The sequence below is a fragment of the Alteromonas sp. B31-7 genome, from assembly GCF_015767655.1.
GTDB lineage: Bacteria > Pseudomonadota > Gammaproteobacteria > Enterobacterales > Alteromonadaceae > Alteromonas > Alteromonas australica.
In genome coordinates, this window is record NZ_CP065233.1 from 4062984 (window position 1) to 4076942 (window position 13959).

12 protein-coding genes are annotated in these 13959 nt (G+C 46.6%); 9 read left to right on the forward strand and 3 right to left on the reverse strand.

Annotated elements, in window-relative coordinates; all coding sequences use genetic code 11:
• Positions 1–88 precede the first annotated feature (88 nt).
• Positions 89–886, forward strand: a complete 798-nt coding sequence (locus IUA53_RS17815; protein WP_196897506.1) for a Spy/CpxP family protein refolding chaperone — start codon at positions 89–91, stop codon at positions 884–886.
• Positions 887–915: 29 nt separating this feature from the next.
• Here the strand turns inward: IUA53_RS17815 and IUA53_RS17820 are convergent, their stop codons facing one another.
• Both IUA53_RS17820 and IUA53_RS17825 read right to left on the reverse strand, forming a co-directional pair.
• Positions 916–2115 (reverse strand): flagellar assembly protein T N-terminal domain-containing protein, encoded by a 1200-nt coding sequence (locus IUA53_RS17820; protein WP_044055808.1) that lies wholly within the window; start codon positions 2113–2115, stop codon positions 916–918.
• 6 nt (positions 2116–2121) lie between these two features.
• Positions 2122–2871: a flagellar basal body L-ring protein FlgH gene (locus tag IUA53_RS17825; protein WP_044058678.1), complete on the reverse strand. Its 750-nt coding sequence runs from the start codon at positions 2869–2871 to the stop codon at positions 2122–2124.
• Between the two features lie 161 nt (positions 2872–3032).
• On the opposite strand from IUA53_RS17825, the gene IUA53_RS17830 reads away from it, so the two are divergent.
• Positions 3033–3839: a hypothetical protein gene (locus tag IUA53_RS17830; RefSeq protein ID WP_052806570.1), complete on the forward strand. Its 807-nt coding sequence runs from the start codon at positions 3033–3035 to the stop codon at positions 3837–3839.
• A 75-nt stretch (positions 3840–3914) separates the two neighbouring features.
• Here IUA53_RS17830 and IUA53_RS17835 read toward each other — a convergent pair whose 3' ends face one another.
• On the reverse strand, positions 3915–4325 hold the full coding sequence (locus IUA53_RS17835; protein ID WP_044055807.1) for a methylglyoxal synthase: 411 nt from the start codon (positions 4323–4325) through the stop codon (positions 3915–3917).
• Between the two features lie 508 nt (positions 4326–4833).
• Between IUA53_RS17835 and argC the strand changes: the two genes are divergently transcribed.
• The 7 genes from argC (at position 4834) to IUA53_RS17870 (ending at position 13950) form a co-directional block, all read left to right on the forward strand.
• Complete coding sequence (argC, locus tag IUA53_RS17840; protein WP_044446060.1) at positions 4834–5847, forward strand: N-acetyl-gamma-glutamyl-phosphate reductase; 1014 nt, start codon at positions 4834–4836, stop codon at positions 5845–5847.
• Positions 5844–6650 (forward strand): acetylglutamate kinase, encoded by an 807-nt coding sequence (gene argB, locus IUA53_RS17845; RefSeq protein WP_044446059.1) that lies wholly within the window; start codon positions 5844–5846, stop codon positions 6648–6650. The genes argC and argB overlap by 4 nt, the downstream gene beginning before the upstream one ends.
• Positions 6647–7558 carry an ornithine carbamoyltransferase gene (locus tag IUA53_RS17850; protein WP_044055803.1) on the forward strand — a complete coding sequence of 304 codons (912 nt, stop codon included), beginning with the start codon at positions 6647–6649 and terminating at the stop codon, positions 7556–7558. Before argB ends, IUA53_RS17850 begins: the two co-directional genes overlap by 4 nt.
• Positions 7559–7595: 37 nt before the next feature.
• Complete coding sequence (locus IUA53_RS17855; RefSeq protein WP_044055802.1) at positions 7596–8801, forward strand: argininosuccinate synthase; 1206 nt, start codon at positions 7596–7598, stop codon at positions 8799–8801.
• 64 nt (positions 8802–8865) lie between these two features.
• Entirely contained in the window at positions 8866–10248 is a 1383-nt protein-coding gene (argH, locus tag IUA53_RS17860) for an argininosuccinate lyase (RefSeq protein ID WP_044446058.1), read from the forward strand.
• A gap of 15 nt (positions 10249–10263) precedes the next feature.
• The gene (argA, locus tag IUA53_RS17865; protein WP_044055798.1) at positions 10264–11574 is read left to right on the forward strand and encodes an amino-acid N-acetyltransferase; all 1311 of its coding nucleotides are present in this window, start codon (positions 10264–10266) and stop codon (positions 11572–11574) included.
• Positions 11575–11691: 117 nt separating this feature from the next.
• On the forward strand, positions 11692–13950 hold the full coding sequence (locus IUA53_RS17870; protein WP_231401187.1) for a GGDEF domain-containing phosphodiesterase: 2259 nt from the start codon (positions 11692–11694) through the stop codon (positions 13948–13950).
• The last annotated feature ends 9 nt before the right edge of the window (positions 13951–13959 follow it).

The window sequence follows — 13959 nt, forward strand, 5'->3', positions numbered from 1 at the left end:
CAACCTTTACACAAGCTTTACAGTGACTTGACGGCGTTAACACGACTTCACGCTACTATTTACTCGTCAATATCAAAAGGAGACGAGCATGAAGATGATTGTGATTGCATCCGTGTTAGCAGGCACCCTTGCCTTAAGCCAAAACACGTATGCAAACCCTCAACCTTCGCATCAAGGAGCGCATATGCAGGTTGAGGAATGGATTAATTCCCTACGCGGCCTATCGCTTAATTCAACGCAGAAGGCACAAATAAAAGCCCTATTTGAGGATTTTCGTGAGGCTCAGGAAAAACCTGATAGGCCGAAAATGATCGATAGCGAGACCCTTGCTAAGGCCTCAGCTGAAACAATACGCAACTGGGCTGAAGAGCGGGTAAAAACGCGTCATGAACACGGGTTTGCGCTCGCGACATTTCGTCATCAGGTTTTCGAAAGCCTAAACGAAGAGCAGCAAGCAAAAATAGTCGATAGATTGACGCGCTTATCAAGTAATAAGCCTCGGTCTCGCAAAGGCAAAAACATGAAGGGCCCTAAACGAATGCCTTCTATGGCAATGGGTATCATGTTGACTGACGAGCAAAAAGAAGCGCTGAAAACGCTAGATGAAAGCCAAAAAGACAGTGGCCAGCTAGACCGAGAATTAATGCAGCGCTTTATGATGGAATCATTAACCTTAGTGCATAGTGATAACTTTTCTATTGATACCTGGAATACGCTTATGCAACGCTATTACGAAGACATGGTGTCGTTAGAAGAAGCCAGAATGACTCACCAGCAAATGCGACTCGCTATATTTACACAACAACAACGTGAACAATTAGACGCGAACCGAGAAGAAGTTCGCTCACTTAGAGAACTTTTTGCTCCACCTCGGCCAAACGAGTAGTTCTGTTTCGCTCTCGTATATAAAGCGCCCTATTGGGCGCTTTTTCGTGCTATAGGAGCTACGATGTCAAACAATTGCAATGCCCCTTCAATGCCTTCGTTAGAAATTATGCTCACTTCATCCCCTATATGGGTGACAGACAGTCTGCCTTCTTCAACCGGCAGCATGACACTTTTCGTCGGAGCCATAAGCACAGGCAAAGATTGCTGTTTGTACAATTGAAAGCTGTCCTGAGTAGTGATGCCATGCGATGCGCCCATATCTACCACATACTGCTGATTGTAAATATTCACGATACGGGCAAAAGTTGGCTCACAAGCAATAGCAGAAGAAACATCAGACACCGCTGCGTTCACTGTGTTTAGCACCATTCGGCCAAAGTCGCTGCGCCAAAATAAGCTGTTGCTGGTATCTACACGATAATGGCTATCGTAGGGCCAATCGGCTTCGCTGTGATAACTTTCATCGAAGATGACCCGCTGCCGAAAGGTATCGAGTACAAATACTTGAAGGGTGAAATTGCGCCGTAAGGCCACTTCATCGCTACTGAATAAAGCGTCACTTTCTGAAACCTGTTCAAACAGGCTAATGTCTCTAATATAACCGAACAGCGCAAACTGCTGGCCATAGGTGTCTCTTAAATAGGTGGCTTTGGTTTGCAAGTCGGCACCACTTAATGCATCTGCGGCCCACATATTAGGTTGTGTCAGTGATTCTGCTATTTGTATCACATCCGGGAACTCCGGCGACCCTTTAAATTGTTGAGCAAAACGCTGTGTAATGTGAGTACCCAAATTGTAAAGAGCCCCAGTCGCGGCTTGCCTTGGGTCAAGCAGCGCGAAATGGGTTACCAATAAACGCTTCTGAAAACGCTGTGGTTTACAATCGAAAAGTGGTGTTAAGTTTACATTGACCACCACAGTCAGAACGTTATCTTTTACCGTTTCACTCAAAATTTCTACGCGCTGTATTCTGCCTGCGGTAGATAATTCCGCTTTACTACTCAGTACCAAACCGTCAATGAGCACGTCTTCAGCGGCAATAACGGATCCACTCTTATAAGAGGCGTCAGCGATGGCATTTTTAATCACGGTGGCACGCACAGACGCAAGATCAGCACCTGTAAAGTTTAAGCTCGCCTCACCTTGCACCCATTCTCCGTATGCCGCAAAAGGGCAACAAGCTAATACCAGCAAGAGGCGTAGTGTACATCGAAATAAAGATGCCATTGTGCGTTAACCGAAGATCGCAAAGAGCTTGTCTATCACCGAGCGCTTCTGCGTATCTTGTAATTCTCCCGTACCGCTGTATTCAATTAGCGCATTACCTACTTTTGAAGACAGTACCGAGTTACTTTCATCAACGTCCTCTTTTCTCACTTCACCAGAAAAGCGTATGTATTCTTTACCTCGATTCATGGTTATCCATTTTTCACCGGTCACCAGCAAATTGCCCGCAGGGGTAATACCCGTAACATACACAGTGATACTCCCTTGCATTGAGTTAGATTGCTTAGTTTGTGCTGAGCTATTAAACTCGCTGTCTTGTGCATGCTCTACTGTAAAATCATCACCTTCAATTTGGATCCCCCCCACCTTTAACGTCAACGGGTCAATATCAAAGCTGCTGTCTTTATCGGTATTGAAATCTAGCGACTTTTCAGATGATGTCTCTTCATCAAGCTTAACGAGAATCATATCGCCCACCTTGTAATGGGTGTGGCGTTCATACAATCCCATAGCGAGATCGGGATTAAACAAAGAACCGCTAGGCAGGCGCACATCTTCCACTGGGTAGGAACGAACAGGCGTATAATCTGGGTGCCCCGGCCTAGGTTCTTCTTCTGTTTGCGTAACGGCTCGCTGCACCACTTGTGGATTGGTCGGGCTGCTGGCCACCACAGCCTCTTCTTCCGATACCGTTTGTGCGCACCCGCCCAATGTAAAGATGAAGCAAATAGAGAATATATGGCATCGTTTTTTCATAGTTCTTTCTGACATTAAGAGATTAAAACCAAGTTTAGGTGCCATCCATGACCGTTGAACGGGAGCAAGTTTAACCAATAATTTATAGCGCGAAATAGCCGACTGATTAAATTTGCAAAACCTTTACAAAACAATGAGATGCCTGCGGGTAAGGGGATGTTATGGCCTTAGAAATGTCAACACAAGGAAGCATTAATTCATTGCTTTCATCAATACCGTCGACCAGCGTAAATGCAACGCAAACTGAGTCTACTCAAACCGATGAAGCGGCAAATGATAGCCAAGGTTTGCCGTCTATGTTTGCCGCTTTGCTTTCACAGTTGCCGACCTCCTCTGATGAAGAGGACACCAGTACGTCAGATGACGCAGAACCAAGCTTAAGTACAGGCATGTTATCTGCGCTAACCTCAGATGACGCCATTGGCACGATGCAAAACTCCCTATTAAGTGCATTACAAAATAATGTATTTTCAGGGTTAACCAGTGCCGCTATGGCATCATCAAGCGAAAGTGACAGCGGCACGACAACCAATACCACTGTTGAAGAAACCGCGCTGGATGAAAATACAAGTTCGGCGGGGGCCATTTTTGATAGCTTATATACATCCGCTTTCGGGGAAGATGGTTTAAACTTAAATGACGGTTTTGACACCCTCAACATTGTGAATCACTTACCCATAGTGTCGGATATTTATGAGGCCACAACATCCAGCCACGTTGATGCCGCTGCAAGTCTGGCGGGAAGCTTTTTATATGGCGGAATGGCTGGCATGCTATACAACGTGGCGGATTTAGCTGTTGAGGGAATGACAGGTAAAAGTATCTCTTCCAATTTGTGGGATGTAGGCAAGCAAGTTTTTGGCTCATCGAGCACAGAGGCTGAAATTTCCGGGGTTGTGGCTGAAACCGAACTGGCTTCCACCGGTGATGATGCGTATCAATTTGTGAAAAGAAATATCGGTGGCTAACCGCCGCCCTAGGCATCTCTTACAAAAAGCGATGTGATCATCGCTTTTTGTGACTCGGCTACCTAGGTGACGCGATTAAAACGTGGGTTTGATTGGCTTATATTCTGAAGATAAAAACCAAGGTGAAGTCACCACTAAATCAGCCGTAGCGGGCGTACAAGCTACTGGTACATTCCACACTGAACATAATCGAAGTAAAGCTTTAACGTCAGGGTCGTGAGGAGCGGCGTTTAACGGATCCCAAAAGAAAAAAAGCGCATCCAATTTATTTTCAGCAATAAGAGCGCCTATTTGCTGATCGCCCCCAAGTGGGCCACTTTTATAGCGGGTCACTTCAAGGCCGGTCTCCTTGTTGATTAAACCGCCTGTTGTGCCAGTGGCAACAAGATTACATTGCTCTAGTATTTTTATATGCTGCTTAACCCATACTAATAACTCTGGTTTTTTATGATCGTGAGCGACCAGCGCCACGGTTAGTTTACTCATCTTATTATTCTTCCTTTCAGAAACCTTGGCTAATTTATAGCAAACCGCTAAGCGAATTACGACAACCAGTATAAATATTCAGTTTTATACCTTTTATTGTCAACTAACTGTCATCGGCAGTTTGTTAGAATGTAGAAAATAAAAGTGGTGCGACCAGGAAAAACAAATAAAAATATTTATACATTAATATTGCATAAATATTCTTTTTTAGTAAACTAGTCAGCGGTTAAGGCATCTACCCCAGATTGGGTTGATACAGAAACAGGATACAACGATGACACAACCAACTCGCGTTCACAGCATCATGGCTTTGAACGTCACAGAGTTTACCTCTCCCCTGGCTGGCTACACATTGCAGAGCCTGCGACGATGCATGCTTGCAGGTTTGCTTTTGCGGTAGCACACTTTTTACCTTTGTAATGTGGTCGCGGTTAGGCATGGACATACGCCAAACCAGTTTACAAAGGTAAAAAGTGATTTTTTTCCCTCTTTCATTGAATAGTTAATTATGTACAAAGTTGCAATTATTGGTGCCAGTGGTTACACCGGAGCACAACTCGTTCAATTAGTTCAGCAGCACCCAAGCCTTGCGCTTGCCGGCACTTATGTGTCGGAAAATAGTGCTGACGCAGGCAAGAACATAGGTGCCCTGCATGGAAACTTAGCCCACGTTGATGCCACCTTAACCCCAATTTCTAACGAGATATTAGTCGCACTTACCTCGCAGGTAGACTTTATTTTTCTCGCCACACCTCATGAGGCAAGTCACGACTGGATGCCCACCCTATCTTCAGGGCGTGCGAAGGTACTTGATTTATCCGGCGCATTCAGACTAAAAGACACGGCGGTATTCGAGCAATTTTACGGTTTCGCCCATACACAAAAATACAGCCTTGATGTATCAGTCTACGGCTTAGCAGAATGGCACGAAGACAAAATTGCCAATGCCAGTGTTATTGCGGTGCCCGGTTGCTATCCCACCGCTAGCCTAACCGCATTGAAACCCTTAGCCGCAAATGGACTTCTCGATGCAAATGTACGCCCGGTGATAAACGCAGTGTCTGGAGTTTCTGGCGCAGGTAGGAAAGCAAGCCTAACCACCAGTTTCTTTGAAGTCAGCTTGCATGCTTACGGCGTATTAGGCCATCGTCACACCCCTGAAATAGAAGCCTATCTTGGCACACCTGTTATTTTTACGCCGCATTTAGGCAATTTCAAACGGGGTATTCTTGCCACAATTACAGTCAAGCTTGCGCCTAATGTGTCGCAAAGCCAACTTGATGCCGTGTACCAAGACGCTTATAACGGCAAACCCATTGTGAGGCTGCGCGATAGCTTCCCAAAAATTGATGATGTGGCACATACTCCTTTTGTCGATCTTCATTGGAAACTTGATGAAGCCTCTGGTTATGCGGTGGTAACAGCCGCCATAGACAACGTCATGAAAGGGGCAGCATCACAAGCCATCCAGTGCCTCAATATCATGACTAAACAGCCAGTTGAAACGGGATTAGTACTATGAACCGTTCCCCTATTGTTATAAAAGTGGGTGGCGCATTACTCGATGATGCAGCCGCAATGACCCGCTTATTCCTGAGCATTAAAGACGTAAAAGCCACCCGTCCTGTTGTGGTTGTTCATGGTGGTGGCCCGTTAGTTGAAACACTGATGGCGAGCTTAGGGCTTCAAAGCACGAAAATTGATGGCCTACGGGTGACGCCTGACGATCATATGCCTTATATTTGTGGCGCACTGGCGGGTGCCGCCAATAAACAGCTTTGCGCTGCTGCGCTCGCCACAGGTGTAACACCGGTAGGGTTGTCGCTATTAGACGGAAATATGGTAGTGTGTGAACCCCTCGCGGAAAAATACGGTGCGGTGGGGGTGCCAGCAACGGCTGAATCTACGTTTTTGAAAAATGTATTGGCGCAAGGCGTCTTGCCTGTCATTAGCTCCATTGGTTCAAGCCCACAGGGGCGTTTGTTAAATGTGAACGCCGATCAAGCGGCCACCGTCATCGCAGAACTCCTTGATGGGGAGCTTTTACTATTATCTAACGTCGACGGCGTATTAGATGCAAACAAGGCACTCATTGATGAGTTAACAGCAAATAGCATTAAACAATACGCCGATGATGGCGTCATTACAGATGGTATGAAGGTTAAGGTAGATGCCGCCTTGCAATCTGCCGAAACCTTGAAGCGCGCCGTATTTATCGCAAGTTGGAGTGCCGACATTGCTGATATATTAAATAAAAATACGGGAACGCAAATTCTTCCCGAAAAGATCGCGCCAAGAGAAGGCGACGCAGGAGACACAGAATGAAACAGGATTTATTAACCTTTGCTAACTGGACACCAGAAGCAATGCAAAACTTGCTGCAATTAGCAGTAGAAATTAAACAAGCCCCAGCTAGCTACAGCAATGTGCTTGCGGGTAAGTCAATCGTTGCCCTGTTTGAAAAACCGTCTCTGCGTACTCGCGTCAGTTTTGATATTGGCATTAACAAGCTTGGCGGCCACATGGTTTATCTCGACGTGCAGTCTGGCAAGCTAGCTGGCCGTGAAGATGCAGTAGATACTGCGGCCAACCTCGCATGTTGGGCTGATGCTATTGTGGCCCGTGTGTTCTCGCACACTACGCTAGAAACCTTTTCGAAAGCGGCCAACGTGCCTGTAGTCAATGCACTTTGCGATAAATATCATCCGTGCCAAGGTCTTGCCGACTATCTCACTATGTTTGAACGCTTCGGTAAAACCGAAGGTCTGACGATGGCCTACGTAGGCGACGGCAACAACGTGACCCACTCACTGTTAATTGTGGGGGCACTACTCGGTTGTAATCAAGTGGTTGTGACGCCAGAAGGTCACGAAGCCAGCCCTGAAATTGTGGCGCAAGCTAAAGCTATTGCCGAGAAAACCGGCGTCACCATTGTAGAAAGCACCGAGCTTAGTGCTGCAAACGGCGCAGATGTTATCTATGCTGATACGTGGCTTTCAATGGGCGACGACACACCACTTGACGTTATCAAAGAAAAATTCATGCCTTATCAGGTCAATGAAGCGCTGATGGAGGCCACAGGTGCAAGCTATGTGATGCACTGCCAGCCTGCCCATCGCGATTTAGAAATCACAGGCTCGTTAATTGACAGCGACAAGTCGCTATTAATGCAACAAGCCGAAAATAGAATGCATGGCCAAAATGCCATCCTTACTCAATTACTTAACGCTTAAAAAGACGCCTAAAAAGTCGCTTAAAAGGATTACTTAGATGCAAAACGTTAAAAAAATCGTGCTTGCCTATTCAGGCGGGCTTGATACATCAGCCATCATTCCATGGCTAAAAGAAAATTACGGCTGTGAAGTTGTCGCATTTGCAGCAGATGTGGGCCAGGGTGATGAAGAGCTAGAAGGTCTTCACGAAAAGGCTATCGCGTCTGGTGCAAGCGAGTGCCACATTGTTGATTTGAAAGAAGAGTTCGTTAGCGAATATATCTTCCCAACAATTACTACAGGTGCCGTGTACGAAGGCGAATACTTGCTAGGTACGTCTATGGCGCGCCCAGTTATCGCTAAAGCGCAAGTTGAAATTGCACGTAAAGTTGGTGCTGATGCCCTATGTCATGGATGTACGGGTAAAGGTAATGACCAAGTTCGTTTTGAAAGCACCTTTGCAGCCCTTGCCCCAGATCTAACCGTTATCGCGCCATGGCGTGAGTGGGACATGGTAAGCCGTGAAGACTTACTTGCCTATCTTGCAGAGCGCAATATTGCCACCACAGCGTCGGCCACTAAAATTTACAGCCGCGATGCAAACGCATGGCACATTTCACATGAAGGTGGTGAGCTTGAAGACCCATGGCAAGAGCCTACCAAGCAAGTGTGGACCATGACGGTAGACCCTGAAGATGCGCCAGACGCCCCAGAGCGTGTCACGCTGTCTTTCAACGAAGGCAAGCTTACTCATGTTGATGGCGAAGCGCTGTCTCCGTATCAAGCGCTAGTTAAGCTGAACACAGTGGCTGCGGCTCACGGTGTGGGACGAATCGACATTGTTGAGAACCGTCTTGTGGGGATGAAATCTCGTGGTTGTTATGAAACACCAGGAGGCACTGTACTGCTGAAAGCTTACAAAGCCCTTGAAACCATGGTGCTTGATAAAGCTGCCCTTAAATACCGTGAACAAATTGGCCTTGAGTTCTCGCACGTCATGTACGATGGCCGTTGGTTTACTGCCCTTAACGATGCACTGCTTGCTGGTGCAGCGTCTTTCGCTAAGAAAGTGACTGGCGATATCGTAGTTAAGCTTTACAAAGGCCAAGCTACGGTGACACAACGCCGTTCGCCAAACAGTCTTTACTCTGAAGATTTTGCCACCTTTGGTGCCGATGACGTATACGACCAAAAGCACGCTGAAGGCTTTATCCGCCTATTCAGCCTTTCAAGTCGTATCGAAGCACTGAAAAACCAAGGTTAATCGCATACCGCGCGCACTTGCGCGCGGATAGCGAACGCAATAAACAGCATTTAAGGAGCATCACATGGCGTTGTGGGGTGGCCGGTTTGAATCCGGTGCAAGTAGTATGTTTAAACAGGTTAACGACTCGTTGCCGTTTGACCAAGTTATGGCAAGCCAAGACATTCAAGGCTCTATTAGCTGGTCGCGTGCTTTGCAAAAAGCAGGTGTACTTACCGCTGATGAACAAGCGCAGCTAGAAGGCGCGCTTAGTGAGCTAAAAGCGCAAGCAGACGCCGGTGAATTAGACTTTAACGCTTCTAGCGAAGAAGACATTCACAGCTTTGTTGAAGCCGCGCTTATCGAGAAGTTGGGCGATATTGGCCGTAAGCTTCACACAGGCCGTAGCCGTAACGACCAAGTAGCCACCGACTTCCGCTTGTGGGTTCGTGAACATATTGCCTCACTTCGCGCTGATGTATTGGGCGTAATCAAATCACTTCTTAATGCCGCAAGCCGTCATCAAGAAGCGATTATTCCAGGTTACACCCACCTGCAGCGTGCTCAGCCCATTCACTTTGCACACTGGTGCTTAGCGTATGTGGAAATGCTAAAGCGTGATTTAAGCCGATTAGACGACTTAAAAGTACGCATGAACCAGTGCCCGCTGGGCTCGGGTGCACTCGCAGGCACCACGTTTCCGGTGGACCGCCACGCCATTGCAGAAGAGTTGGGGTTTGACTCTCCCTGCTTAAACAGCTTGGACGCGGTGTCTGACAGAGACTTTGTACTTGAACTGCTGTTTGTTGCTAGTACCAGCATGATGCACTTATCCCGTCTTGCCGAAGACATGATCTTCTATAACTCGGGCGAAGCAGGCTTCCTTCAACTCGGTGACAGCGTGACCTCAGGCTCGTCACTGATGCCGCAAAAGAAAAACCCTGATGCCCTTGAGCTTATGCGCGGAAAATGTGGCCGCGTATTTGGTTCACTACAGGCACTGCTTGTAACCATGAAGGGCCTTCCTCTTGCGTACAACAAAGACATGCAGGAAGACAAAGAAGGCGCTATCGACACGGTTAATCAGTGGCACATTTGTTTGTGTATTGCCAGTGAAGTACTGGATTCACTTCAGCTTAACGAAGAATGCTGTCGCGAAGCCGCGGCCCAAGGTTTTTCGAATGCCACTGAATTGGCCGACTACTTAGTGGGTAAAGGCGTGCCGTTTAGAACAGGCCACGACATTGCCGGGCGCGTAGTGCTTCAGGCCATCGACAAAGGCTGCGCCATTGAAGATTTGCCGCTTAGCGACCTGCAAGCTATTAGCGATAAAATTGAAGACGACGTATACCCTGTCTTACAACTAGAGTACGGCGTGAACCAGCGCAATATTCTAGGGGGCACCAGCAAAGAAACCGTGACGAAAGCTTTGTATCAAGAGCTGGAAAATTTAGACAAGCAAGGGTAGTTAAGGAACACTAGGATGGTATTAGCGCATCATGATGGCATAAAACTGTTTCGCAGTTCACTGCCTTACATTAATGCTCATCAGGGAAAAACTTTTATACTGATGTTCGGTGGTGAAGCCATTGAACATCCCAACTTTCCTAATATTATCCACGACATTGCCCTGTTAAACAGCTTGGGCGTACGCGTGGTAGTGGTGCACGGCGCCAGACCGCAAATAGATCAACGCGTCGCCCTTCGCAACATTGAAGGCCGCTTTGAAAATGGCGTGCGCATTACCGACAAGCAAACCCTAGAATGCGTAAAAGATGCCGCTGGCTCGGTACGCTCTCAGGTAGAAGCATTGCTGACCATGGGCTTGCCGAACTCACCTATGCACGGCTCGCAAATTCGCGTGTGTTCTGGCAACTTGGTGGTGGCCAAACCCATGGGCGTGCGCGGTGGTGTAGATTTTGAAAACACAGGTTTAGTGCGCCGAATTGATATTACGGGTATTAACGACCACCTGAACGACGGCTCTATTGTATTGCTATCGCCTATGGGCTATTCCTCTACCGGCGAAGTATTCAACCTTTCTCACGAAGATGTGGCGACACAAGCAGCTATTGCGCTGAAGGCCGATAAGCTTATTGTGTTTTCAAATTTTGATGGCATCTTCAATCGGGATGGAAGATTGCTGCGTACCATTGAGCGCCCGCAGTTGGAACAGCTTATTCTCAACGGTGACATTACCACTGAAGACACCGTGCTCAGTGCGTTGACCACCAGCGTAGCCGCAGGTGTGCCCCGTGCTCATTGTATCAGTTTTGAAAAAGATGGTGCCTTACTTCAAGAGCTGTTCACCCGCGATGGTACAGGCTCGTTAGTTATGGAGCACCATTACGAGCAGCTACGTGCGGCCACGATTGATGATGTGGGCGGCATTCTTAAGCTAATCAAACCATTGGAAGAAAGTGGTGTGTTAGTGAAGCGCTCTCGTGAACGCTTAGAAAACGAAATTAACCAATTCATCGTGATTGTTCGAGACGGTATGATCATCGCCTGTGCCGCGCTTTACCTGTACCCTGAAGACGGTTGTGCAGAGTTAGCTTGCGTGGCAACCCACCAGGATTATCGCGGTAAAAACCGCGGCGAACGTATATTAGATGAAGTGCGTGTGCGCGCAAAGGAAGCGGGGATCAACCGTATTTTTGTACTGACTACAGTGACTGCGCACTGGTTTTTAGAGCAAGGCTTTGAACCTGCTGATATCAGCGCATTACCTGAAGTAAAGAAGGAACTTTACAATTTTCAGAGAAATTCAAAAGTCTTTACTTTACCGGTGTAATATATGCGCGTTCCGCGCGCATATTAGCCATATCATCCCCTCTCCCCCCTCGACAAAACAAACGCTTTCCTATAATTTATCTATATAAAAATAATGATAATTAATTCGGTCAATTGTGTGTTCTCTAATGTAGTATCTCGACTCAAGCGTTTTCTGCTTATCGATGAATTAAATTTACAAGCCGCTGAACCTACCATTTGGAAAATGAGCGTTTTACGCATCATATTAGCCAGTGGGTTACTCTTGACCTCAGCCATTGTGCTGCACTCTTCTTACCAAGCGTATCAGCAAGGCCTATACTACGTTATTGCACTAACAGCAGGATTCTCACTGCTACTTTGGAGCACCTTAAGTTTACGAAAGAAGCAGCTTAGGGCAGCGTCAGCAAGCTTGGTGCTAACCATTGTATTAGCGGGCCTATGTATTCTATTTTTTACTCTCGATATTGCATCCGCACGCTATGGCCTCTTATTCTTTTTCACCTTACCCATTGTGTTGCGTTTGTTCTATGGTAACCGTGTTGCCATTATTGGGATTGTCCTGAACCTTGTGCCCTACTTTTTATTGGTCAGAAACCAACCCGTCGCGCCATTATTTGGCATCGATATTACATTGCCGGAAACCCATACTTATTTAAGCTCCTTGGTCTTTCTGTTTTTTAATATCTGCTTACCCTTTGCGGTTATCCGTGTGATGTCTTCTCTGGAACGACAAGCGACGCTAAATCAACAACAAAGTCAGAAATTAAACAAGCTGGTCAATCGCTATCAAGAAATATTTAATAACGGCGGCACACCTTCATTTTTCTGCGATCAACAAGGGAAAATACTGCAAGCTAATCGCAGTGCTCGACAACTTATAAAAAGCTACGCGCCGTCATGCCAATACATTCAACACTTATTTGAGATAAAAGCCCCACTTTCAGCAGGGGTGAAACAGCAAGCCCACATCGTCAATAGCGACAACTGCGTGTTCGAAATTCAACTGGCCAGTTTGCTGCATCACAAAAAGCAACTTATACATTGTTTTGACGTATCATCTACAACGGCCAAAGTGAAAAAATTCGATGCCTTCAAGCGTCAACAGTATGAAAAGCATTATATTGATAGCCTTACGGGACTGAAAAACCATCATTTTTGGAAATACTCAGAATCAGCAGAGAGTTTAAGCTTTAGCAATTGCGTCTTACTCAAACTAGCCAATTTAAAAGAAATAAACTTACAGTATGGTCATGCTCAGGGTGATAAAGTACTTGCACAAGCCGCGACGCTGCTTGAATCTACGTTACCTAGCGATGTGCAGCTTTACCATTTCCCAGGGGCTAAGTTTCTGCTTTGTAGCAAATCAAACAGGGCGGATTTTTGTACCTGGTTATGGCAAGAGCTGCCGCAATATATGCAACAATCCATGGCCTCTAGTTCTCGCCTTTTGCCACTGATATGGCGAGGCGGACACACCAAAGTTACACGCATCAAGGCCATTGAAAGTATTATAGAGTCGTGCTCAATTGCGCTCACCCAAACCAGCAGTGACCTGCCTATTTTCACCTTTGACACAAATACCGTTAAAAGCATTCGTGAACACACACAGCGTAAAGACAGAATTAAACAATTATTAGAAGACGGCCACTTATCTCTCCACTTGCAGCCCCAAGTATCGATGGAGGAAACTATCGTTGGCTTCGAGTGCCTAGCCAGACTAAAAGAACCCAATACCGGCAATATATTACAGCCCTACCAATTCATTCCTATTGTGGAGGAGAATAACTGGCATGTGTTGCTTACCCAAAAGGTGGTTGAAGGCGCTATTCACCTATTAGAACACTGGCCGAGCGCCATGCCTAAAGTGCCTCTCGCCATTAACCTCTCGGGCCCTGAGTTACTTAATGACGTTTTCTACGAAAAACTACTACGTCGCTATTCAGAAAGCCCCACGTTATGCGCTTACTTAAAGTTAGAGCTGACGGAAACGTCTGTACTGGCAAGCCATCTAGATACAAAACGGCGCCTGACCACATTAGCCAATATTGGCGCTACCATCATCATTGATGATTTCGGTACAGGTCACGCGTCCCTTGCCCAACTGATTGATATCTCCGCATCCGTGCTAAAAGTTGACCGCGAGTTTGTGGACAAAATTGAAACCTCAGAACGTCACCGAAAAATTGTAAAAATGACGCTAGAGCTTGCCCGCAGTTTAAATATGCAAACCATCGCTGAGGGGGTAGAAACGCAGGCTCAGCTGTTGGTATTAAAAGGCATGGGGTTCACTTTATTTCAAGGCTACCTTTATGGAAAGCCAGGCCCTATTGAGCAATGGCAGAACCAAGCTTCCCCAGCCGAGCCTACGTTAGTGCACGAAAATACACTGTCATAACGCGAATAA